The sequence below is a fragment of the Ensifer sp. Root1252 genome, from assembly GCF_001425885.1.
Taxonomy (GTDB): domain Bacteria; phylum Pseudomonadota; class Alphaproteobacteria; order Rhizobiales; family Rhizobiaceae; genus Ensifer; species Ensifer canadensis.
Genome location: NZ_LMDT01000034.1, coordinates 1 through 23,608 on the forward strand (window position 1 = coordinate 1; position 23,608 = coordinate 23,608).

General features: G+C 60.6%; 20 protein-coding genes and 3 tRNA genes. 10 read left to right on the plus strand and 13 right to left on the minus strand.

Translation table 11 applies throughout. The annotated features are described in order from the left end of the window. Positions 1-70 precede the first annotated feature (70 nt). The 3 genes from tuf to ASD02_RS26815 form a co-directional block, all read right to left on the minus strand. On the minus strand, positions 71-1,246 hold the full coding sequence (tuf, locus tag ASD02_RS26805; RefSeq protein ID WP_025426651.1) for an elongation factor Tu: 1,176 nt from the start codon (positions 1,244-1,246) through the stop codon (positions 71-73). Between the two features lie 437 nt (positions 1,247-1,683). After that, positions 1,684-1,757, minus strand: a tRNA-Gly gene (locus tag ASD02_RS26810). A 23-nt stretch (positions 1,758-1,780) separates the two neighbouring features. Continuing rightward, positions 1,781-1,865: transfer RNA gene (locus ASD02_RS26815), tRNA-Tyr, on the minus strand. Positions 1,866-2,083: 218 nt separating this feature from the next. Here ASD02_RS26815 and ASD02_RS26820 point away from each other — a divergent pair. Then, positions 2,084-2,959 (plus strand): RNA methyltransferase, encoded by an 876-nt coding sequence (locus ASD02_RS26820; RefSeq protein ID WP_025426650.1) that lies wholly within the window; start codon positions 2,084-2,086, stop codon positions 2,957-2,959. A 179-nt stretch (positions 2,960-3,138) separates the two neighbouring features. Here ASD02_RS26820 and ASD02_RS26825 read toward each other — a convergent pair whose 3' ends face one another. Then, complete coding sequence (locus ASD02_RS26825) at positions 3,139-3,435, minus strand: hypothetical protein (protein ID WP_025426649.1); 297 nt, start codon at positions 3,433-3,435, stop codon at positions 3,139-3,141. Between the two features lie 129 nt (positions 3,436-3,564). Further along, complete coding sequence (locus tag ASD02_RS26830; RefSeq protein WP_025426648.1) at positions 3,565-4,185, minus strand: FMN-dependent NADH-azoreductase; 621 nt, start codon at positions 4,183-4,185, stop codon at positions 3,565-3,567. 138 nt (positions 4,186-4,323) lie between these two features. Here ASD02_RS26830 and ASD02_RS26835 point away from each other — a divergent pair, with 138 nt between their 5' ends. Then, positions 4,324-5,265, plus strand: coding sequence for a LysR family transcriptional regulator (locus ASD02_RS26835; protein ID WP_025426647.1), 942 nt, complete (start codon positions 4,324-4,326; stop codon positions 5,263-5,265). A gap of 119 nt (positions 5,266-5,384) precedes the next feature. Here the strand turns inward: ASD02_RS26835 and ASD02_RS26840 are convergent. After that, positions 5,385-5,460, minus strand: a tRNA-Thr gene (locus ASD02_RS26840). 159 nt (positions 5,461-5,619) lie between these two features. Here ASD02_RS26840 and ASD02_RS26845 point away from each other — a divergent pair. Both ASD02_RS26845 and ASD02_RS26850 read left to right on the plus strand, forming a co-directional pair. Beyond that, a complete protein-coding gene (locus ASD02_RS26845; RefSeq protein ID WP_057211412.1) occupies positions 5,620-6,393 on the plus strand; it encodes an NAD kinase in 774 nt (257 codons plus the stop codon). Between the two features lie 113 nt (positions 6,394-6,506). Next, complete coding sequence (locus ASD02_RS26850) at positions 6,507-7,016, plus strand: hypothetical protein (RefSeq protein ID WP_025426645.1); 510 nt, start codon at positions 6,507-6,509, stop codon at positions 7,014-7,016. Positions 7,017-7,158: 142 nt separating this feature from the next. On the opposite strand, the gene prfB is transcribed toward ASD02_RS26850, so the two are convergent. From prfB to ASD02_RS26865, 3 genes are all read right to left on the minus strand, one after another. Beyond that, positions 7,159-8,290 (minus strand): peptide chain release factor 2 gene (prfB, locus tag ASD02_RS26855; RefSeq protein WP_107027587.1). Its coding sequence is split into 2 segments (ribosomal slippage): positions 7,159-8,220 and positions 8,222-8,290, totalling 1,131 coding nucleotides; the frame shifts between segments, so codons are not numbered across the junction. A 97-nt stretch (positions 8,291-8,387) separates the two neighbouring features. Then, positions 8,388-10,841, minus strand: coding sequence for a penicillin-binding protein 1A (locus ASD02_RS26860; protein WP_025426643.1), 2,454 nt, complete (start codon positions 10,839-10,841; stop codon positions 8,388-8,390). 357 nt (positions 10,842-11,198) lie between these two features. Then, positions 11,199-12,362 carry an N-acetylmuramoyl-L-alanine amidase gene (locus tag ASD02_RS26865; protein WP_225906184.1) on the minus strand — a complete coding sequence of 388 codons (1,164 nt, stop codon included), beginning with the start codon at positions 12,360-12,362 and terminating at the stop codon, positions 11,199-11,201. Between the two features lie 837 nt (positions 12,363-13,199). Between ASD02_RS26865 and ASD02_RS26870 the strand changes: the two genes are divergently transcribed. Then, positions 13,200-16,010, plus strand: coding sequence for a ribonuclease E/G (locus ASD02_RS26870; RefSeq protein ID WP_057211416.1), 2,811 nt, complete (start codon positions 13,200-13,202; stop codon positions 16,008-16,010). 163 nt (positions 16,011-16,173) lie between these two features. On the opposite strand, the gene ASD02_RS26875 is transcribed toward ASD02_RS26870, so the two are convergent. After that, complete coding sequence (locus ASD02_RS26875) at positions 16,174-17,331, minus strand: aminotransferase class I/II-fold pyridoxal phosphate-dependent enzyme (protein WP_025426640.1); 1,158 nt, start codon at positions 17,329-17,331, stop codon at positions 16,174-16,176. Between the two features lie 491 nt (positions 17,332-17,822). On the opposite strand from ASD02_RS26875, the gene ASD02_RS26880 reads away from it, so the two are divergent. From ASD02_RS26880 to aat, 5 genes are all read left to right on the plus strand, one after another. Beyond that, positions 17,823-18,590, plus strand: coding sequence for a DsbA family protein (locus tag ASD02_RS26880; RefSeq protein WP_025426639.1), 768 nt, complete (start codon positions 17,823-17,825; stop codon positions 18,588-18,590). A 118-nt stretch (positions 18,591-18,708) separates the two neighbouring features. After that, positions 18,709-19,155 (plus strand): type II 3-dehydroquinate dehydratase, encoded by a 447-nt coding sequence (aroQ, locus tag ASD02_RS26885; protein WP_025426638.1) that lies wholly within the window; start codon positions 18,709-18,711, stop codon positions 19,153-19,155. A gap of 23 nt (positions 19,156-19,178) precedes the next feature. Further along, on the plus strand, positions 19,179-19,643 hold the full coding sequence (gene accB, locus ASD02_RS26890; RefSeq protein WP_025426637.1) for an acetyl-CoA carboxylase biotin carboxyl carrier protein: 465 nt from the start codon (positions 19,179-19,181) through the stop codon (positions 19,641-19,643). A 12-nt stretch (positions 19,644-19,655) separates the two neighbouring features. After that, positions 19,656-20,999 (plus strand): acetyl-CoA carboxylase biotin carboxylase subunit, encoded by a 1,344-nt coding sequence (accC, locus tag ASD02_RS26895; RefSeq protein WP_025426636.1) that lies wholly within the window; start codon positions 19,656-19,658, stop codon positions 20,997-20,999. Between the two features lie 9 nt (positions 21,000-21,008). After that, complete coding sequence (aat, locus tag ASD02_RS26900) at positions 21,009-21,623, plus strand: leucyl/phenylalanyl-tRNA--protein transferase (RefSeq protein WP_025426635.1); 615 nt, start codon at positions 21,009-21,011, stop codon at positions 21,621-21,623. Between the two features lie 357 nt (positions 21,624-21,980). Here the strand turns inward: aat and ASD02_RS26905 are convergent, their stop codons facing one another. The 3 genes from ASD02_RS26905 to ASD02_RS26915 form a co-directional block, all read right to left on the minus strand. Beyond that, positions 21,981-22,433 (minus strand): DUF2155 domain-containing protein, encoded by a 453-nt coding sequence (locus tag ASD02_RS26905; protein WP_025426634.1) that lies wholly within the window; start codon positions 22,431-22,433, stop codon positions 21,981-21,983. 127 nt (positions 22,434-22,560) lie between these two features. Beyond that, positions 22,561-22,956: an NADH:ubiquinone oxidoreductase subunit NDUFA12 gene (locus ASD02_RS26910; protein ID WP_025426633.1), complete on the minus strand. Its 396-nt coding sequence runs from the start codon at positions 22,954-22,956 to the stop codon at positions 22,561-22,563. Positions 22,957-23,064: 108 nt separating this feature from the next. Then, positions 23,065-23,535 carry a GNAT family N-acetyltransferase gene (locus ASD02_RS26915; protein ID WP_025426632.1) on the minus strand — a complete coding sequence of 157 codons (471 nt, stop codon included), beginning with the start codon at positions 23,533-23,535 and terminating at the stop codon, positions 23,065-23,067. Between the last annotated feature and the right edge of the window lie 73 nt (positions 23,536-23,608).

Below are 23,608 nucleotides of genomic sequence, written 5' to 3' on the forward strand. Positions count from 1 at the left end.
CCGCCGGTGCCGGCCTTCTACGCCAAGCCCCAAAGTCAATGCGCCTCGCCTCATTCCGCCCGTTCGCCGATTACTCGACGATCGAAGCAACGATGCCGGCGCCGACGGTACGGCCACCTTCGCGGATAGCGAAGCGCAGCTTTTCTTCCATCGCGATCGGAACGATCAGCTCAACGGCAACCGTGACGTTGTCGCCAGGCATAACCATTTCCGTGCCTTCCGGAAGCGTAACGATACCCGTCACGTCCGTCGTGCGGAAGTAGAACTGCGGACGGTAGTTCGTGAAGAACGGCGTATGACGGCCGCCTTCTTCCTTCGTCAGGATGTAGGCTTCGGCCATGAACTTCTTGTGCGGCTTGACCGAACCCGGCTTGCACAGGATCTGGCCACGCTCAACGCCGTCACGGTTAACACCACGGATCAGCGCGCCGATGTTGTCGCCGGCCTGGCCCTGGTCGAGCAGCTTGCGGAACATTTCAACGCCGGTAACCGTCGTCTTCGACGTGTCGCGGATGCCGACGATTTCAACTTCTTCGCCAACCTTGACAATGCCGCGCTCAACGCGACCGGTCACAACCGTACCACGGCCCGAGATCGAGAACACGTCTTCGATCGGCATCAGGAACGGCAGGTCGATCGGACGCTCAGGCGTCGGGATGTAGGCGTCAACAGCGGCCATCAGCTCGCGGATCGCGTCTTCGCCGATCTTCTTGTCCGAATCTTCAAGAGCAGCAAGTGCCGAACCCTTGATGATCGGAATGTCGTCGCCCGGGAATTCGTAGGACGACAGCAGTTCGCGAACTTCAAGCTCGACGAGCTCGAGAAGCTCGGCGTCGTCAACCTGGTCGACCTTGTTGAGGAACACGACGATCGCCGGAACGCCAACCTGGCGAGCAAGCAGGATGTGCTCGCGGGTCTGCGGCATCGGGCCGTCAGCAGCCGAGCAAACCAGGATCGCGCCGTCCATCTGCGCTGCACCGGTGATCATGTTCTTGACGTAGTCGGCGTGGCCGGGGCAGTCGACGTGCGCGTAGTGACGGTTCGCCGTCTCATACTCAACGTGAGCCGTCGAAATCGTGATACCACGGGCCTTTTCTTCCGGAGCAGCGTCGATCTGGTCGTACGCCTTGTACTCGCCGAAGTACTTCGTGATCGCTGCAGTCAGCGACGTCTTGCCATGGTCAACGTGGCCAATCGTGCCAATGTTAACGTGCGGCTTGTTGCGCTCAAATTTGCTCTTTGCCATTTTCGGCTCTCCGTTTCCTGTCCCCTGTCGGGGAAACCTTATAACATGCCGTCGAGTGGTACTCGGNGTGATCGCTGCAGTCAGCGACGTCTTGCCATGGTCAACGTGGCCAATCGTGCCAATGTTAACGTGCGGCTTGTTGCGCTCAAATTTGCTCTTTGCCATGGGTACGTTTCCTGTGGTCAAGTATGATTGATCAGCCGGCGGGGCCGGTTTGTGGAGCCGTTTAAGGGTTTCAAGGGATTTGCGCAAGACTTAATTGCGTACGCCCGGACCGGCCACGGCCGCCTTTTCCTACCTCATGTAAGAATGGCGCATCGAAGATGCAAGCCGGGCAGATTCCCGAATCACTTCGTCGCGTGACGAAAGAACAAACAACAGCTTACGATGAGCAGTTGAAGCGTCGCATTAAAAAGAAGAAAACGTCAGCGCGCTGCTGGAGCGGGTAGCGGGAATCGAACCCGCGTATTCAGCTTGGAAGGCTGCTGCTCTACCATTGAGCTATACCCGCGGGCCTTCGATCCAGAAGCAGAATGGTGGAGGGAGTTGGATTTGAACCAACGTAGGCTGAGCCAACGGATTTACAGTCCGTCCCCTTTAACCACTCGGGCATCCCTCCATTATTCTGTCGGGATCAAGTCGACCAAGCATTTGAGATCGTGAGACATCCAGCGATTTGTCGTTGCCACCTCTCGATCTGCGCCGGGTATATGACGGCCCGCCTTGCTCCTGTCAACACGCCAGAACGGAAAATTTGTGAAATTCTCCACAGGTCCGCTTTGTCCACCACTATCGAATTCCGTTCCCAGGCCAAGCGAAGCGCTCTATAAGGCAGGCATGAGCAAAGATGATACGGGCGACAAGAGCGCCAAGAACACCCATTACGCCACTCTCAGACGCGCCCACCGCGACGCCAAGCGCGAGCGCGGAGAAATTCCGACGCCAAAGCAGGATCGCTGGCGCAAGCAGCCGGGCGACTGGAAGCCGCCCGTGCTCGCACCCGAACAGGTGCTGCTCTATGGCCTGCATACCGTTCGCGCGGCACTCGACAACCCGGCGCGCAAGATCGTTCGCCTGTGCGTGACCCAGAACGCTGCGACGCGTCTGGAGCTCGGCGAGTTCTCCGAACTTCCCTTCCCGGTCGAGACCGTGGCGCCGCAGGACCTCGACAAGATCCTCGGGCCCGACGCCATTCACCAGGGCGTGATGCTTGAAACCAAGCCGCTGCCGCTGCGCAAGCTCGAGGCACTCAGCGAATCCAGGCTCATTCTCGTGCTCGACCAGGTCACCGATCCGCACAATGTCGGCGCGATCATGCGTTCGGCCGTTGCGTTCGATGCTGGCGCCTTGATCACCACCATCCGTCACAGCCCGACCGAATCAGGCGTTCTTGCGAAATCAGCCTCCGGCGCCCTGGAAATGATCCCCTATATCCAGATCACCAATCTCGCCGACACGATCGACGAACTGCACCGCCTCGGCTTCCACACGATCGGGCTCGATTCGGAAGGACCGGCCCCGCTCGAAGGCACCTTCGCCGGCGACAAGGTCGCGCTGGTGCTTGGTTCGGAGGGCAAGGGTCTCAGGCAGAAGACACGGTCGACCGTCAAGGCGCTCGCCCGCCTCGACATGCCCGGCGCAATCAAGTCGCTGAATGTGTCGAATGCGGCAGCGATCGCCATGTATGCGGCGCGTCAGTTCCTGAGCAAATAAGACGGCCGGTCGTTAAGATCGCCAAACACCTGTGAAGCTCTCCGGCTACTTGAAGCCGGAGAGGCTAGCCCGCCGAATAGAGCCATTGATTGGCGATACCGGAAGCATCCGCGGGTGTCTACCTCGACGCTGGGGAACCGATCCCCGTGTAGCAGCTGCGGTGCACGCCGTTGCTGTCGTCAGAAACGCGTCGCTATATCTTCGTCAACTCGAAGCCATAGGCTCTGATTGCTCGCCGTCGGGCATCCGTCGCGAAGCTTCTTCCAGGTGGTGACGTTGAGGTTCATCTCGCAGCGCGCAAGATAGGAAATGCCGCCGACGCGCAGGCAGGCGATCTGCCCGAGCTCGTATTTCGAGCCATCGCGATTGCGGCAGGTGCAGCGCGTGTCCGGCGGCGACGCATACCCGACATCGGCGGCCACCAGCGCGACCACCGCAGCGATGACAGCCAAGGGCCTTCTCCGCCGGTCTTTCATGAGCGCATCATAATACAGATCCGCTGACACGAAAACGGACAATGCCGGCTGCATGCTCAACCGGCACCGTCCGCAATGGGGCCAACGCCCCTTCATCGGACCACTGACGTGATCCGATGAACTCTTGTTTTAGCTGGCCAGACGAAGGACAGTGCCTTCGGCAATGGTCTTTTCTGCCTCGGCGATCGCGAACTGCTTGGAGTCGGCGCTGAGGTTCAGGCCCTCGGCGCGCACAAATTCGACGTCTGTGATACCGAAGAAGCCGAAGACCGTCTTCAGGTAGGATTCCTGATGATCCATCGCCGAAGCCGGGCCGGCGGAATAGTGGCCACCGCGGGTCGAAGCAATGATAACCTTCTTGCCCTTGGCGAGGCCTTCCGGGCCAGATTCGGTGTAACGGAAGGTCTTGCCGTTCACGGCGAGACGGTCGATCCAGGCTTTGAGCTGGCTCGGAATGGAGAAGTTGTACATCGGCGCGCCGACGATGACAGTGTCGGCAGCCAGGAATTCTTCGAGCATCTCGCGGCCGATCTTGACTTCGGCAGCCAGGTCGGCGTCAACACCTGCGAGATCGGCAGGCGCCATGATCTGTGCGCCGGTCAGATGCGGGATCCGGCTGGTGGCGAGATCGCGGTAGGCAACTTTGGCATCCGGACGGTCTGCCTTGATCTGAGCGGTGATCGCCGCCGTCAGGCGACGGGAAACGGAGTGATCACCCAGAATACCGGAGTCGATGTGAAGGACGTTCATGTGAAGCACCTTTGTGTTGGCGTTGCGGTGCATCACATATGATTGGAAAACAATCGCGCGATAAGTCAGCGGTTATTTGACATACTGTTTCCGGATAGAAACAGTGAGACCGCGATCGGCGATGGGAGACGGAAATAGATGCAGGACCTGAACGACCTCGCCCTCTTCGCGGCCGTCGTGCGCAACAACGGCTTCAGTGCCGCGGCGCGTGATCTGAATATCCCCAAATCCAAGCTCAGCAAACACGTGGCGCGCCTCGAAGAGCAGCTCGGCGTCCGGCTGCTGGAGCGTTCGACGCGCAAGCTTCGCGTTACCGAGATCGGACGCGTCTTCTACGAACATTGCCAGAGCCTGCTCGATGGCGTTGCCGTGGCAGAGGCCGAGATCGCCGCCGTCAAGGCCGAGCCGACCGGTACGGTCAGGCTCGCCTGCCCGCTCGGCTTCACGCCGATGCTCGCCGACATCCTGCCTGCGTTCCATCGCCGTTATCCCGGCGTTCGCCTGCTGATTACTGCCACCAACCGGCGGATCGATCTGATCGAGGAAAGGATCGACGTGGCGTTGCGCGCCCGCGATCAACTGGACACCGACAATCAGCTGATCATTCGCAGGTTCGGAGAAGTGCGCCAGAGGTTGGCGGCGAGCCCCACCCTGCTCACCCGCTTCGACGACGTCACCATCGAAAATCTCAACGAGATGCCGACACTGTCGATGAACGAGCAGCACGCCACCGACGTCTGGCGCCTCGTCGATAGCGAAGGCAACACCACCGAAATTTCGCACCGGCCGATCATCGGCTGCAGCGATTTCCTCATCCTCGAGCGCGCAGCGATCGAGGGCATGGGCGTAGCGTTGCTGCCCGACCACATCTGCGAACGCGCCTTCCGCGCCGGCGTGCTTGCCCCGGTGCTGCCAGAATGGAGCTCGGGCGACGTCGTCGTCCACCTCGTCTTCCCCTCACGCCACGGCATGCTGCCGGCGACGCGCGCCCTGATAGACTACCTCGCCGACAATTTGCTGAACGCCCTGCAAAAATGCAGAGAGATCACGCCCCGGGGCGCTGGGACGTTCGATATCTGAAACGCTGTGCCAACCGGCCGACAAGTCGCGTGGTGCCTGGCCGCAATAGCGGTGATTTCGCCAAAAAGCACACGACCGCCTCATGAGGCGGTCAAAAATCCAGCAAGTAATTGAAAAAGTGGTGCCCCCACCAGGACTCGAACCCGGGACCCCCTGATTACAAATCAGGTGCTCTACCAACTGAGCTATAAGGGCACTTTCAGCGGTGGGAGTTATCATAATCTCACAGCGTGTAAAGCAAAATTGCGAATTCTCCCAATTTTTCAGATGCGTTTAGGGTCAGGCCGTGCCAGAAACGAAGCCTAGGCTCGGCCACCGCGGCGATGCTCAACATGTTGAACGGACTGAAAATTCATGGCTCGCACGTTCACTTCCCTCGCATTCCTTGCCTCTCCAGCGGAAGAGGCGCAAAAGGCGGCGGCTGATCTGAAGGCCATCTACGGCGATCATGAGGCCGACAAGGCCGACGTGATCGTCGCGCTCGGCGGTGACGGCTTCATGTTGCAGACGCTGCACCAGACGATGAATTCGGGCAAGCTCGTCTATGGCATGAACCGGGGGTCTGTCGGGTTCCTGATGAATCGCTACAGCACCGAAAATCTGACGGCGCGCATCTGCAATGCCGTCGAGAATGCCTTTCACCCGCTGGAGATGCAGACCACTGACGGTGAAGGCGCGACATTCACGGCGCTCGCCATCAACGAGGTCTATCTGTTCCGGCAATCCTACCAGGCAGCCAAGCTGCGCGTCGTCATCGACGGCAAGACCCGGCTCGAGGAATTGACCTGCGACGGATTGCTGCTGGCCACGCCCGCCGGCTCCACCGCCTATAATCTCTCGGCCCATGGTCCGATCCTGCCGCTGGAAGCCCCTCTTCTGGCGCTGACGCCCGTCAGCCCGTTCCGTCCGCGGCGGTGGCGCGGCGCCCTGCTGCCAAACCATGTCACCGTCGAGATCGAAATCCTCGAGGCCGACAAGCGCCCGGTCAACGCCGTTGCCGACCACCAGGAGGTCAAGTCGGTGGCGAAGGTGCGTATCGCCGAATCGGAAAACATGACCGCCCGCATTCTCTCGGATCCCGATCATTCCTGGTCGGACCGCATCCTGGCCGAGCAATTTTCCAATTGAGCCGACGTTCTGAACGCGCGATATGGTATGATTTCCGCGATCGCCGGATCATCGGCGAAGGACCAATTTTGCAGCCAGCGCCGCGTCGCAGTTCGAACGGGAAATCAAAAGCAATGCACAAGCCTCTCCTCCTTGCGCTTCTTCTCGCCATGGCCGGCGCGAACGCCCATGCCGAGGATGCGAGCGTGGTTTCGCCCGAAGTGACCTTTGTCACCAGCACAGGCTACTGGGAAGAAAGCGGCGATCGGCTTTCGGCGCTGGACCCGAACGGCACGCAGGCGGAAGCAACCACTAAGCCGAAGAGTGCCGAAGGCGCACGGCGCGGCTACTACAAGCTGATCGCGCTGCGGCAACAGGACGGCACCGCACATATTCACCTGCAGCAGATCGAGGCGACGCCCGCTGGGCCGGAAGTCGTCTCATCCGCCGAACTCGAGGAATTCTCGTCGCTGAGGGCTTATGTCACGGACATACGGCCGGAAACATCCACAGGCGTGACCGCGCAGCCCGGCATGTTCGCGACCGTTTATCTGAAGACCGACCCTGCCGCCCGCGAGCCGGAGAGTTGGACGGTCCTGATCGACGATCTCGGCGACATCAAGGTCGAGCGGGCATCGAACTGAAGCGCATCGCGATCTCCAATGACCGCGCGCACTTTGCGTGCCACGCTCTAAGCCAAAAACAAAGGCCGGATGAAAACACCCGGCCTTCTTCGTCCCGTACGTCCTACGTCATGCCGGCACACGAGCGCCGAGCAGTGCCAGACTAGTTCAAATCATCCACGACGGCATCAGCACCACCGCTGACGCGGTGGGCAAGGGCTGCCTCCATGAACTCGTTCAACTCGCCGTCCAGTACATCACCCGGCGCCGTGCTTTCGACGCCGGTGCGCATGTCCTTGACCAGCTGGTAGGGCTGCAGCACGTAGGAGCGGATCTGGTGGCCCCAGCCGATATCGGTCTTCGATGCTGCTTCGGCGTTGGCCGCGTCTTCGCGCTTCTTCAACTCGGACTCGTAAAGGCGGGCGCGCAGCATGTCCCAGGCTTTGGCCCGGTTCTTGTGCTGAGAACGTTCTTGCTGGCACTGTACGACGATACCGGAAGGCATATGCGTGATGCGCACCGCAGAGTCGGTGGTGTTGACGTGCTGGCCGCCGGCGCCCGACGAGCGATAGGTGTCGATACGGCAATCGCTCTCGTTGATGTCGATCTGGATCGAGTCGTCGACAACCGGATAGACCCAGATCGAAGAGAACGACGTATGGCGACGCGCGTTGCTGTCATAGGGCGAGATGCGAACCAGGCGGTGGACGCCCGATTCGGTCTTCAGCCAACCATAAGCATTGTGGCCCTTGACGAGCAGTGTGGCCGATTTGATGCCAGCCTCTTCGCCGTCCTGAATTTCCATCAGTTCGACCTTGTATCCCTGGCGCTCGGACCAGCGGGTGTACATGCGCAACAGCATGTTGGCCCAATCCTGGCTCTCGGTGCCGCCGGCACCGGAATGCACTTCGAGATAGGTGTCGTTCTGGTCCGCTTCGCCGGACAGCATCGCCTCGACCTGCTTCTTGGCCGCTTCATTGCGCAGTTCGCGCAACGCCTGTTCGGCGTCGGCAACGATGGCGGCATCGCCCTCTTCTTCACCGAGCTCGATCAGTTCGATGTTGTCGCTGAGCTGCTGCTCGAAACGGCGCAGGCCGTTGATGCCATCGTCGAGTTGCTGGCGCTCGCGCATCAGCTTCTGCGCTTCGGCCGCATCATTCCAGAGCGACGGATCTTCCGCCTTGTTATTCAACCAGTCCAGTCGTCTTACCGCCTGATCCCAGTCAAAGATGCCTCCTCAGCAGGCTTATGGCCTGCTTGATTTCGTCGACAATGTTCTCGATTTCGCTGCGCATGATCCTGCTTCTTGTGAACCCGATTTAACGTGAGCGTCAAATAGCGATGCCCGCCGCTGATGTAAAGGCGGCGGGCATCGGGAGACTGGGAAAGGGCCTAGAACAGGCCGTTGGAACCGGATGTGACAGCCTGGTTTGCCTGCGGGGAATTCTTCAAAATTTCCTCCGGCGGCACGTACTGGTCGAGGCCGCCGATGACCGAGAAGGTATCGGCCGGGCCGGTGCCAGGCTTGAAGGCTTCGATGATCGTGTCCGGCTCGCCCTCGTAGGCCGCCATGCCGGTCTTGCGGTTGACGGCGATCATGTTCATGCCTTCCGGCACCACGAACTTGCCCGGGCGCGAACCCTTGACGGCTTCCTGCATGAAATTGTTGAAGATCGGCACGGCAAGGCTGCCACCTGTCGCGCCGCGACCGAGCGGGGCCGGATTGTCGAAGCCGAGGTAGAGGCCGGCGACGAGATCAGGCGTGTAGCCGACGAACCAGGCGTCCTTCTCGTCGTTGGTGGTGCCGGTCTTGCCGGCAACAGGGCGATCGAGCGTGATCTTGCCGGCGGCGGTGCCACGCAGGACCACCCCCTCCATCATCGAGGTGATCTGGTAGGAGGTCATCGGGTCGAGAACCTGTTCGCGGTTGTCGGTCAAGACAGGTTCTTCCTGGTTGCCCCAATCAGCCGCGTTGCAGTTGTCGCAGGTCCGGTCTTCATGACGGAAGATCGTCTTGCCGTAGCGGTCCTGGATCCGGTCGATCAGCGAAGGCTTGATCTGCTTGCCGCCATTGGCAAGAACCGAATAGGCCGAAACCATGCGCAGCACCGTCGTTTCGCCCGAGCCCAACGACATCGCCAGCAGCGGTGGCATCTTGTCGTAGATGCCGAAGCGTTCGGCATATTCGGCAACGATGTTCATGCCCATGTCGTTCGCAAGGCGAACCGTCATCAAGTTACGCGATTTCTCGATGCCGAGGCGCAGCGTCGACGGGCCGGCCGAGCCGCCGCCATAGTTCTCAGGGCGCCAGACCTGGCCACCGGCAACGATTTCGATCGGCGCATCGAGAATAACGGATGCGGGCGTATAGCCGTTGTCGAGCGCAGCAGCATAAACGAACGGCTTGAACGAGGAACCCGGCTGGCGCATCGCCTGGGTCGCGCGGTTGAATTCCGACTGACCGTAGGAAAAGCCGCCGACCATCGCCAGCACGCGGCCGGTCTGCGGATCCATCGCGACGAGGCCACCCTGGACCTTCGGCGGCTGACGCAGGCGGTATTCACCCTTTTCTGCCAACGGCTCGACATAGACGACGTCGCCCGGGCCCAGCACACCTTCAGGCGACTTGGCGGATTTGCGTTCGCCAGCGGCCGAGCGATAGGCCCACTGCATGTTCTTTGCGGAGATATGACCGGTCACGCGTTCTGCGATGATCTTGCCGGAGGCTTCCTTGTCCGGCTGGATGCCGATCTCGACACCCTGACCATCGGCCGAAAGCACGACAGCGAGCTTCCATTCCGGCACGTCGGCCAAGGACACGACCTTGCCGAGCGGCTCGCCCCAGTCGCCGCCGATCTCGATCGACTTGACCGGACCGTGGAAACCGCGGCGTTCGTCATAGCTGAGCAGCCCGTCTTGCAGCGCCTTGCGCGCGGCGATCTGCATGCGCGGATCGAGTGAGGTACGGACCGAAAGGCCACCTTCATAAAGCGCGTTGTCGCCGTACTTCTGAATGATCTGCCGACGCACTTCCTCGGCAAAGAAATCGGATGCGAAGAGATGTGCGCCACCGCGGCGAGGATTGACGCCGAGCGGCTGCTTCTTGGCGTCTTCGCCGTCGGTCTTGGTGACGTAGCCGTTCTCGACCATACGGTCGATGACCCAGTTGCGTCGCTCGATCGCAGCATCCACCTTGCGGAAAGGATGGTAGTTGGCCGGACCCTTCGGCAGAGCCGCAAGGTACGCAGTTTCTGCGATGGTCAGTTCTGTCACCGATTTATCGAAATAGGTGAGTGCTGCACCGGCGATGCCATAGGAATTGAGGCCGAAGAAGATCTCGTTGAGATAGAGTTCGAGAATACGGTCCTTGCTATAGGCCTGCTCGATACGGAAGGAGAGGATCGCTTCCTTGACCTTGCGGTCGATCGTCTGGTCCGACGAAAGCAGGAAGTTCTTGGCCACCTGCTGCGTGATCGTCGACGCGCCGACGGGGCGGCGACCCGATCCGAAATTCTGGAGATTGACGGTGATGGCACGCGCGAGACCGGTGATGTCGACGCCCGGGTGCTGATAGAAGTTCTTGTCTTCGGCCGAAATGAATGCCGCCTTGACACGGTCCGGGATCGCCTGGATCGGCAGATAGAGACGCCGCTCGCGGGCGTACTCCGCCATCAGCGCGCCGTTACCGGCGTGAAAGCGCGTGGTGACCGGCGGAGAATACTTCGCCAATACCTCGTAATCCGGCAAATCTTTGGTGACGCTGCCGAGATAGATGGCAACGGCCGCGGCGACACCGAGCAGCAAGAACGCACCAATGCCGAAGAAATATCCAATCAGTCTGATCATCAGTCAGATACCGGTACCTTATTATCGTCCAATCGCCAGGCCGCAAAAGCCAATCGAGACGCTTCCCGTCCCAACGGTCCGCATTTCGTCGGCCTGGCCAAACGCTTCTATCAGAAATCGTCTGGCATTGCGGCTACACGCGCCCACCCAGTTCCTCATATGGCGAGGGCCACCGGGCATCAACACTGTTTCCCAACAAATCCGGGCGCAATTCGGGTTAGGTCCCGGATTGTGCGTAAAATAGGGCTTGTTTCCGATTATCGAGTGCGCATCCTGTTGAAAAGCATATCGCTGTTACCGAGGCGACACAAATCACATCGTATGCTGCGCCGTCAAACAGATCATCGCGACCGGATCTCAGCCGCCGTTTGCGACAGCCTGTTCGCGGTAGCGCTTCACGGCAACGGCGAGCAGGCCGGACACTTTCTTGCGCCATTCCGGATCGAGCAGCAGCTTCTCATCGTCCTTGTTCGACATGAATCCGAGCTCGAGCAGGATCGACGGAACATCCGGCGCCTGCAAGACACGGAAGCCCGCGTGACGGTGCGGATTGTTGATGAGGTTGATCTGCCCCTCGAAGGACGACACGACAGTGCGTGCCATGTTGACCGAGAAAGCCTGGGTCTCGCGGCGCGTCAGGTCGATCAGGATATCGGCGACTTCGGCCGGCTCGCTCTGGAGCGGTACGCCAGCGATCTCGTCCGAAAGGTTTTCGCGCTGCGCCAGGTCGGCCGCCAGATGGTCGGACGCCTTGTCGGAAATCGTATAGACGGTGGCGCCGCGAATGTCCTTCTGTCTCAATGTGTCGGCATGGATCGAAATAAACAGATTGGCGCCTTTGTTGCGGGCGATCTGCACGCGTTGCGGCAGCGACAGGAAAACGTCCTTGTCGCGGGTCAGAAAAGCTTCGATGCCGCCTTCGCGGTTGAGCGTGGCGACAAGCTCCTGCGCGAAGGCAAGCGTGACATGCTTTTCCTCGGTCTTGGTGCCGCTGCCGATCGCGCCGGTGTCGATACCGCCGTGGCCGGCATCGATCGCAATCACGAATGCACCGGTCTTTTGCGCAGGTGCAATTGTCGGCCGATCCGTTTTTGCCGAGACCACCGAGCCCGTCCACTGCTGATCCCCAAGAAGCGCGTCGAACCGGGTTTGGTCGACCTTCTCGGCATCGATGACCAGGCGATAACTCTTACCGCCCTCTTGCTCGATGACTTCGGCATGGGTGACCGCTACCGGCCCCTTTGCCGACAACACGAGGCGAGAACTGCCGGCGCCCATGCCGCCATAGCGGATGGCCTCGAACAATCCCCGCGGCTCGAGGCTCTCGGCCTTCAGGCCAAAGGCGGTTTCCGGCAGATCGACGACGACACGCACGGGGTTTGCCACATAATGAATGGAAAAGTCGGGTTTGCGGTCGAACTCGACCACGACACGTGTGCGCGCGTCGTCACCGGCAACCCGTGCGCCGAATGCCAGAAACGGTGCCGACTCGGCGGCGTATGCTATCGGTCCGGTCATCATCAAGACGCCTGCAACGAACACTGAAGCCGCGACGCGCGCGCCGCCGCGCAGCAGTGTCGACAACAGTGAAGCGTGCATATGATTAGCCGAAGGCTTCACCCGGTCTCTCCGTCAATCCACGAAATTCGAGCGGTCAAAGCGCCGGGCGTCCGCCCACACATACCGCGACATCCCTTGATCAATGAACCCTTATGGTTAACCAAAGCTTGACAGCGCTCCTTACGCAACGCGGCCAAGGCATATGATTCGCCGTTCCCCGACCTACTCTACCGGGGCAAGCGAATCGATCATTATTGTGGCGGCACAGGCTTTTCCCTTGCCAATGTGACATAGAAAACATAAAAGCATCACAAGGAGAAAGTGTTGACGGGATAGAATCGTGGGCCGGGCAGCCGGAGCTTTCCAGAGCTTGGCGCCAGGGAGTGATCGAGCCGGAATTGCCGGTTGCAACCGTATCATCTTTCCGCGGCCGCAAGGTGTTCATCCGCCGTCGCTGCATTTCCTCCCCGTACACTGGATCGTAAATTTCCGGCGGTGGCCGGAGTTCTTAGCGGTGATTTTTCACCGGCAAGCCCGCAAGCGGGCGCATTCATCGGGTCTTTATGAGACCTTTGACATTGGCATTCTTGTTTGGTCATTGATGTTGACTCAGCGGTATCGGTCAGAAGTAAAGAGGCCCCGGAACGTAACCGTTCCGGCTGCCATCTGGCTGCTGCACCATCACCTGCACCAGACAGGACCTTTCACATCCGGCGCAACCTCTGACGCGAGTGGCAGTCTTCCCATGGAAGAACGTCTGCCGCCCGTTCCGTTGTCGCGCCGAGGAGCACAACTTAGATGGCAGAGAAAATGCTTATCGATGCGTCTCACTCTGAAGAGACGCGCGTCGTTGTCGTTCGCGGGAACCGCATAGAAGAATTCGACTTCGAATCGGAACACAAGAAACAGATCCGCGGCAACATCTACCTGGCAAAGGTAACGCGAGTGGAGCCTTCGCTCCAGGCGGCCTTCGTCGACTACGGCGGCAATCGCCACGGATTCCTGGCCTTCGCCGAAATCCATCCCGACTACTACCAGATCCCCCTCGCCGACCGTCAGGCGCTGTTGAAGGCGGAAGCCGAAGAAGCGCGCCGCGACGACGATGTCGAGCACGTTGAGACGGCAACGCCGACCCAGAGCGGGCTCAGCGTTCCGGTCGATCTGGAAATCGCCGCTGAAACGGAAGTCGTCACCGAGACGGCAGCCGAAGCTGTCGTCGAGGTCGATGCGCCCGCCGAGAAGCCCAAGGCAAAGCCGAAGCGCCCACGCCGCACCAAGGCGAGAATCGCCGAAGAGGCCGCTGCAGCTGCAGCGACCGAAGAGGCCGATGCCGGCGAAGAAAGCAATGGTGGCGAGATGGCCGCCATGGTCGACACCGATTCGGTCTCGGAAGACGTCGACAGCCGCCGCCGTCGCGATGACGACGACGATGATGACGACAACCACGACGGCGAAAAGGAAATTATCGAGTCGGTCGGCGCCGAAGACGCGATGGAAGAGGTTCCGGATCGTCACGTCCGCAAGCCGCGCAAGCAGTATCGCATCCAGGAAGTCATCAAGCGTCGCCAGATCCTGCTCGTTCAGGTCGCCAAGGAAGAGCGCGGCAACAAGGGCGCAGCGCTGACGACCTACCTGTCGCTCGCCGGTCGCTACTCGGTGTTGATGCCGAACACGGCCCGTGGTGGCGGCATTTCCCGCAAGATCACCAACCTGCAGGACCGCAAGCGCCTGAAAGAAATTGCGCGTGGCCTCGAAGTGCCGCAGGGCATGGGCGTCATCCTGCGCACGGCCGGTGCCAACCGCACCAAGGTCGAGATCAAGCGCGACTTCGAATATCTGATGCGCCTTTGGGAAAACGTCCGCACGCTGACGCTCAACTCCACGGCCCCCTGCCTCGTCTACGAGGAAGGCAGCCTGATCAAGCGCTCGATCCGCGACCTCTACAACAAGGACATCAGCGAGATCGTCGTTTCCGGCGAGGAAGGCTACAAGGAAGCCAAGGGCTTCATGAAGATGCTGATGCCGAGCCACGCCAAGGTGGTCCAGCCGTACCGCGACGTGCATCCGATCTTCTCGCGCTCCGGTATCGAGGCGCAGCTGGACCGGATGCTGCAGCCGCAGGTGACGCTGAAGTCGGGCGGCTACATCATCATCAACCAGACGGAAGCCCTGGTTTCGATCGACGTGAACTCCGGTCGGTCGACCCGCGAGCATTCGATCGAGGACACGGCGCTTCAGACCAACCTGGAAGCCGCCGAAGAAGTGGCCCGTCAGCTGCGGCTTCGCGACCTTGCTGGCCTCGTCGTCATCGACTTCATCGACATGGAAGAAAAGCGGAACAACCGCTCTGTCGAGAAGAGGCTGAAAGATTGCCTGAAGAACGATCGTGCCCGCATCCAGGTCGGCCGCATCTCGCACTTCGGTCTGCTCGAAATGTCGCGCCAGCGCATTCGCGCTTCGGTGCTCGAATCGACGATGCAGACCTGCCCGCATTGCAACGGCACGGGTCACGTCCGCTCGCAGTCTTCGGTCGCGCTGCATGTCCTGCGCGGTATCGAAGAGCATCTGCTCAAGAACACCACCCACAACATCACCGTTCGCACGATCCCCGATATCGCGCTCTATCTGCTCAACCAGAAGCGCGCCACGATCATGGATTACGAACAGCGCTTCGGCGTCTCGATCATCATCGAGGCTGACGCCCATGTCGGCGCGCAGCATTTCGCGATCGATCGCGGCGAGCCGGTCGAAAACCCGGTCAAGATCGAACAGATTCTGCACTTCGAGCCCGAGCCCGAAGAAGACGATGACATCGTGATCGAAGAGGATCTCGACGAGGAAGAAGCAGAAGAAGTCGTCGTCGAACAGCGCCAGGAGCAGCCGAAGGCTGCGGCCCAGGCCGACGATCAGAACGGCCGCAAGCGCAAGCGTCGTCGCCGCCGTCGCGGCAAGGGCAGCCAGCAGGCGGAAGGTGCGACCGCACAGGACGCCGATGCGACTGAAGATGCCGATGACGCATCCGAAAGCGATGCCGACGAGGACGAAAACGATACGGATGCGCTGACCGCCGATGGCGAACAGAAGCGCAAGCGTCGCCGTCGCGGCAAGCGCGGTGGCCGTCGCAACCGACCAGAACTCGGCGAAGGTGAAGTCGAAGGCGAGGAGCAGGCTGCTGCATCCGGCGACGGCGAAGCGGGCGAGCAAGGCGACGCGGAAGCACCCGTAGAAGCCGAGGTCGAAGCGGTAGCCGTCGTTGCCGAAGCCGAGACCGTCGCGGAAGCGGTGGAACCGGTCGTCGAGAAGGCCGCCAAGCCGAAGCGTACACGCAAGAAGGCCGTCAAGGCTGAGGAGCCTGTCGTCAGTGCCGACGAGGCAGCACAGACCGCGGTCGAAGCACAGCCGGAAGCGGCTGAGCCGGTGCCGGCAGCAATCGAAGAAACGGCCGCTGACCTCGAAGAAGGCAAGCCTGCTCGAGCGAACCGCGACCTTTCGACGATCGCATCGGAACCGGTGCTGACCTCGACGGTCACGAACAAGAACGAAGGCACCGAAGAAGACCAGTCCAAGCCCAAGAAGGGCGGATGGTGGCAGCGCCGCGGCTTCTTCTAAGCCGCGCCTGAACTTCGGACGAACAGAAAAGCCCGGACCTTGGTCCGGGCTTTTTTCGTTTCCGTTTGGAGACAATCGAAAGCGTGTATTCGCTGCGAGTTTGAATCAAGGGCTTCGCAAAAAGAGTCCGGAAAAGGCCGCAACTCGATGAAACCACAGAGGATCAGGCGATCCAGCGGGCGATCCGCTCCATCGCTTCGGTCATGTCGGCTATCGATCCGGCATAGGAGAACCGCATCGTACGATGCCCTTCAAGCGGATCGAAATCGAAGCCGGGCGTTGCCGCCACGTTGATTTCCGCCAGCATCCGCCGGGCAAATGCCATGCTGTCATTGGTGAAGCGACTGACATCCGCATAGGCATAGAAAGCGCCATCCATCGGTGACGCGATCGAAAAGCCGATCTCCGGCAGGCGCTTCAACAGCATATCGCGATTGGCCGCATAGGCCGCCTTGTAGCCATCGAGCTCAATCTGCGCACCGAGCGCCGCCTCCGCCGCGATCTGCGACAGCTCCGGCGGCGAAATGTAGAGGCTCTGGGCGATACGCTCAAAGCCGCGAACCTGCAGTTCCGGCAGCACCATCCAGCCGATACGCCACCCGGTCATGCAGTAGTATTTGGAGAAGGAGTTGATGACGAAGACGTCGTCGGTCACCTCCAGTGCACTTGCCTCTTCACCGGCGAAGGTCAGCCCATGATAGATTTCGTCGGAGATGAAGGCGATGTTTTCGGCGCGGCAGTAGTCGGCAAGCGCCTTGAGCCCCGCTTTGCCCGTGACCGTTCCTGTCGGATTGGCCGGGCTCGCCAGAAGCACGCCCTTCAGCGGGCGCCCGATCTTCGCGGCAGCACGCGCCAGGTTTTCCGGCGTCAGCGTGAAGCCGCTCTCGGCATTGGCCTCGACCTCCACGACCGTCAGGCCGAGCGCTGCGAGAATGTTGCGGTAGGCTGGATATCCGGGTCGCGCGATTGCGACGCAATCGCCGGGGTCGAAAAGCGCGAGGAAGGCAAGATTGAACCCGGCTGACGACCCGGTGGTCACGGCAATGCGCTGCGGGTCAAGCGCTATACCGTGGCGCTTTTGATAGTGCCGGGCGATCGCGGTTCTGAGAGACAAGGTGCCAAGTGCGTCGGTGTAGCCGAGCCGGCCATGCTCGAGCGCCTTGCGCGCCGCATCCAAAGCCGCCTTCGGCGCAGGATGCGCCGGTTGGCCGACAGCCATCGAAATCACCGGATGGCCGGCGTCGCGTCGGCGCGTTGCCTCGGCCAGCACGTCCATGGCATGAAAGGGTTCGATAGCACTGCGGTTCGACAATTCTACCAAGGTAATATCCTCAAGAAGCGGCCTATACCAACCTGCGCTGATATTGACCTATTGTTTGGGACCGTGTGCGGTCATCCGGGCGGGAGCGTACCGCCGAGCGATGCCTTGGCATCGGTCGAGGATTGTGAAGCTGCCGTGGCCGGCACAAGGCCCGCCCGAAGGGCCGGGCGCTTCTGGCCTCCGGATAGCGTCGACAATCCTCACCGGACCACATGGTGTCTCCTCGCCAGAAACCAAGATCGCTCCGACGCAATGGGTCAATATCAGCACAGATTGGTACTACATGCCGCCCCCTTGCCCGATCGTTTAAAGCTTCACAAGTGCGCGAGCGCCGTATTTCCGCCGATTTTGCCGTTTCGTTTCGCCGGAGCCCACCCTATGCTGCCCGCGTGTTGCGGTGTTGGAGATTCCTGTTGTCTTTTACAAGCGCGCATTGACGCCGTATCGCGACATGGACGACAGACAGGGCAGGCAGAGACAACGAGGTAGAAATGAATTTCAGCACGAAAATGATTGCCGCCGGAACGCTCGCCGCGTTCATGGCAGGGGTCAGCTTGCCGCAAAGCGCACTCGCGCTCGACCAGAAACAGAAGGAAGAGTTTGGCGCCTTCATCAAGGAATACCTGCTCGCCAATCCGGAAATCATGCTCGAAGTCCAGGAGGCGCTGGCTACAAAGCAGCGCGCCAAGCAGCAGGAAGCAGCTGAAGGTGCGATCGCCGAAAACAAGAAGGCGATCTTCAACTCAGACTACGACATGGTACTCGGCAATCCTGATGGAGACGTCACCGTCGTCGAGTTCTACGACTACAACTGCGGCTATTGCAAACGTGCGCTGACGGACATGGACGAGATCCTGTCGAAGGACAAGAACATCCGCTTCGTGCTGAAGGAATTGCCGATCCTCGGCCCGGATTCGCTGGCTGCCCACAAGGTCAGCGCTGCATTCCGTCTCGCCGCGCCGGAGAAGTACGGCGAGTTCCATCGGGCCCTGCTCGGCGGCGAGGACCGCGCAACCGAGGAAACGGCGATTGCCGTTGCCGGCAAGCTCGGCGTCACCGAAAAGCAGCTGCGCGCCAAGATGGAAAAAGAGCCGCATGATGCCGCGGTACGCGAGGCCTACACCCTTGCCAACGATCTCGGCATCACCGGCACGCCCTCCTACGTGATTGGCAACGAGGCGGTGTTCGGAGCCGTCGGTGCCGAGGAAATCAGCACCAAAGTGTCCAATATGCGCAGCTGCGGCAAGACCGCCTGCTGACCGCCTGCATTGGCCGTCCCGTCCCAACTGTGGACAAATCCCGCGAGGACCCAAAGGGCTTTTCCTCGCGGGACCATCAGTCTATAGGTAACCCTCTATCACTGGACCGGAATCCCGCATGCCCACCAAAATTTTCGTGCTGAACGGCCCCAACCTCAATGCGCTCGGCAAGCGCGAACCGGGGATTTATGGCGGCCAGACACTCGCCGACATCGAGGCGATGTGCACCACGGAAGGCAAGACGCTGGGACTGGAGGTCGATTTTCGGCAATCCAACCACGAAGGCACGCTTGTGGACTGGCTGCATGAGGCCGGCGAAAAGGCGGCGGGCGTCGCTATCAATCCGGCAGCCTACGGCCATACGTCGATCGCGCTGCACGATGCCATCCGCGCAATCGGCATCCCGGTGGTCGAACTGCATCTTTCCAACATCCACGCGCGTGAAGAATTCCGCCACAAGTCGATGATCGCCCCGGCGGTCAAAGGCGTCATCTGCGGTTTCGGCGCGCAGAGTTACATTCTGGCGCTGCATGCGCTAAAGAACCTGACAGAAACGTCGAAATAAAAAGAACACGAGGCTCATATCCCATGGCTGACAAGAAACCCGGTATCGACCAGGCGCTGATCCGCGATCTCGCCAATATCCTGAACGACACGGATCTCACCGAGATCGAAGTGGAGCAGGAAGACCTCCGCATCCGCGTATCGCGCGCCGGCACGCCGGTCGCCATGTCGATGCCGACCTACCAGGCCCAGCCGGCCGTCCACGCTGCGCAGCCCGCTGCAGTTGTCGCTCCGGCCGAGACCAGCCGCAATTCCAAAAACGCCTTAACGGCTCCGATGGTCGGTACGGCCTACCTCGCGCCGGCCCCAGGCGCCCGCCCGTTCATCGAGGTCGGTACCGTGGTCAAGGAAGGTCAGACGGTCCTGATCATCGAAGCGATGAAGACCATGAACCAGATCCCTGCCCCGCGTTCGGGCAAGGTGACCGAAATCTTCGTCCAGGACGCAGCCCCCGTCGAGTATGGCGAGCCGCTGATCGTAATCGAATAAGGCGGCGCTGCGATGATCTCGAAAATTCTCATTGCCAATCGCGGCGAAATCGCCCTTCGCGTACTGCGCGCCTGTAAGGAACTCGGCATCGCGACGGTGGCCGTCCATTCCACGGCTGACAGCGACGCCATGCATGTGCGTCTGGCCGACGAAAGCGTCTGCATCGGTCCTCCGCCGTCGCGCGATAGCTATCTGAACATTCACCAGATCGTCGCCGCCTGCGAAATCACCGGCGCTGACGCCGTGCACCCGGGTTACGGCTTCCTGTCGGAAAACGCCAAGTTCGCCGAAATCCTCGACGCCCACGACATCACCTTCATCGGTCCGACGGCGGAACATATCCGCATCATGGGCGACAAGATCACCGCCAAGAAGACGGCGCAGGAACTTGGCATCCCCGTGGTTCCGGGCTCCGACGGCGAAGTGAAGCCTGAGAACGCCCTCGAAGCCGCGCGCAAGATCGGCTTCCCGGTTCTGATCAAGGCGACCGCCGGCGGCGGTGGCCGCGGCATGAAAGTCGCCAAGACCGAGGCTGACCTCGACGAGGCCGTGTCAACCGCTCGTTCCGAGGCGCTTGCGGCCTTCGGCAATGACGCTGTTTACATGGAGAAGTATCTCGGCAAGCCGCGCCACATCGAAATCCAGATCGTCGGCGACGGCGAAGGCAATGCGATCCATCTCGGCGAGCGTGACTGCTCCTTGCAGCGGCGCCACCAGAAGGTGTGGGAAGAGGCAAACTCCCCTGCCCTCAACGTCGAGCAGCGCATGAAGATCGGCCAGGTTTGCGCCGATGCGATGAAAAAGCTGAAGTACCGCGGCGCAGGCACGATCGAGTTCCTCTACGAGAATGGCGAGTTCTATTTCATCGAAATGAACACCCGCCTCCAGGTGGAGCATCCGATCACCGAAGCGATCACCGGCATCGACCTGGTGCACGAACAGATCCGCGTCGCATCGGGTGGCGGGCTTTCGGTCAAGCAGGAAGACATCGTGTTTTCCGGCCACGCGATCGAGTGCCGTATCAATGCCGAAGATCCGCGCACCTTCGTCCCCTCGCCGGGCACAATCACGCATTTCCACGCACCGGGCGGTCTCGGCGTTCGCGTCGATTCTGGTGCCTATCAGGGCTACCGTATCCCGCCTTACTACGACAGCTTGATCGGCAAGCTCATCGTCCATGGCCGGACCCGTGTCGAATGCATGATGCGCCTTCGTCGCGTGCTCGACGAATTCGTCATCGATGGTATCAAGACGACGCTGCCGCTGTTCCAGGACCTGATCAACAATCAGGATATCGCGAACGGCGAATACGACATCCATTGGCTGGAGCACCATCTGGCCACGACGTCCGAATAGGACCGTGCATTGAAAGGGACGCGCAGCAAGCAACCCGACGTAACACCGGACATGCTGCTGCGCGCCTATTCCATAGGCCTGTTTCCGATGGCCGATTCGGCTGACGATCCAGAGCTTTTCTGGGTCGAGCCGGAAATCCGCGGCGTCATTCCGCTCGATGGCTTTCACGTCTCGCGCAGTCTTGCAAAGACAATCCGCAAGAGCCACTTCGACATCCGCTTCAACACCGCCTTCGAGGCCGTGATGGAAGGCTGCGCCGCGCCTGCGCCGGATCGCCCGACCACCTGGATCAACAACAAGATCCGCTCGCTTTACGCCACGCTTCACTCGATGGGCTACGCGCACAGCGTCGAAGCCTGGGAGGACGATGCGCTGGTCGGCGGTCTCTACGGCGTCTCACTCGGCTCGGCATTTTTCGGCGAAAGCATGTTTTCCAGACGCACCAACGCGTCCAAGATCTGCCTCGTGCATCTGGTGGAGCGCCTGCGCGCCAAGGGCTTTGAATTGCTGGACACCCAGTTCACGACCGAGCATCTCAAGTCCTTCGGTGCGATCGACGTGCCGAAGGCGGAGTATGAGATCATGCTCGCCAATGCGATGAACTCTCCGGATCTATCGTTTTGAGCTCATCGTCGACCTGAGCCCCCGGTGCAAACGCCCATTTCCACCCCGTCTCAGACCCTTCAAAGTGCCCAGGGATGTCCGCGCCAGAGCATCGCCCGCTCACAAAAGGAGTCGCGCAACCGCTCTATCGCTTTGTTTTGCCAAATTTATTTGCGGGAGCTATTCTACTGGACTTCCAAGACATTACGGACGGCTTGTCACGGCATGGCCGGTGCGGACGTCCGCGAAGCGAAACCATCACGAGATGGTCCACCGCCGCCCGTTGTGCGCGCTCGTTCCGGCGCACCGAAGAGCGGGTTGGCACAGAAAAATTGAGGGCATATCGCAGCCGCGTTCAAGGGCGCCTGCCAGGCAAGGCTACCTCTTGGAGGCAGTATCCGGTGGCGGCAGGTCCGACGTCGCTTTGCAGGACTGCAGCCAGACATCATAGACGGGGTGCTCGACGGCGTTGAGGCCGGGGCTGTCGGCAAACATCCAGCCGGTAAAGATCCGCCTGATCTTGCGGTCAAGCGTAATCTCGTCGACCTCGACGAAGGTGGTGATCTTCTGAGCTTCCGTGTCGTCCCTGTTATAGCAGACGCGCGGCGTTACCTGCAGGGCGCCAAACTGGACGGTCTCACCGATATAGACGTCAAAGGTCGTGATGCGGCCGGTGATCTTGTCGATGCCGGAAAACACGGCGACGGCGTTGTTTACCCGCGCGGCCTCGGCCGTACCGGCCGAGGAAATCATCGGCAGCGCGGCAAGCGCAGCGACACAGAGCCGGCTCGACATCTGGCCGATTGTTTTCCGCAGATAAGAACCCGCCATTCCCGCCTGTCTCCCGCGCGCTTCGCATTCACCGTTGATGGATATCAGGCGCTAAACATGAAATGTGGCCGCCCCGTGGTCATCGGACCATTTCGCGGGCGGCGCGCCTTGTCCGACGACAAGCGTCTCAGGAGCCCGGCGTCCAGGCGTCATAATCACCCGTTACGCGCGGACGCGCACCGGTACCGGCGATCGAACCCTGCGGCCGGTAAGCGTTGGCCGTACCAGTCGGGTTCGGACGATGTGGCTTCTGCCACTCGCGAGCGACGTATTTTTCGTCAGCCGGCGAAACGTCGGTGCGGTGATGCATCCAGCCGTGCCAGCCGGCCGGAATAGCAGAGGCTTCGGCATAACCGTTGTAAATCACCCAACGGCGCGTCCGGCCTTCGGAGTCCTTACCGCCCTGATAATAGACGTTGCCGAGCTCGTCTTCGCCGACACGTTGACCGTTACGCCAGGTATGAAACCGCGTTCCGATCGTCTGTTGGTTCCACCAGGTGAAAATCTGCAGCAGGAGCTTCATGGATGCCGTCCTCAACCGACCGTTGGGAAGGCGGCCGGATACCAAAACTATGTCCCCGCTTATGCCCCGCCACTCCAGGCTTGTCCAGTGATTCCGAGGCAAACACAGTCATTTCAGCGGCATGTGGAACCCGAAATGGCTGCGTACAAAACCGAGACGTTCGTAGAAGCGATGCGCGTCGGTGCGCGTCGCATTAGAGGAGAGCTGGACCTTTGCTGCCCCCTCCTCGCGCGCACGCTCGATCGCATGACGTATCATGCGTGCGCCTATGCCACGGCCGCGCATGTCTTTACGGGTTTGCACGGCCTCGATCAGCAGTCTTGGCCGGCCGCGTCCAGGAAGCGAGGTCAATAATGTTGCCTGGAAAGTGCCGACCACTTCTTCACCGAGGCGGGCGACATAAAGGGTTTGAAGCGGTGATGCCTCGATGCGCGCGAAGGCCGCGAGATAGTCGTCGAAAGCCTCCGGCTCGACCGTGTCACCGTGTCCGCCAACGTCGTCGGCGGCAAAGAGCGCGATGATCGCCGGTAGATCAGCCCGCTCGGCCTTGCGGATATCCAAGTCAGTCAGCGCGTGCATGTTTTCCTCCGGGCGTCACCATCAGCACCGAGCATCAATCATCAGAAGGCTAGCGTTTCGCGACAGCCAACCC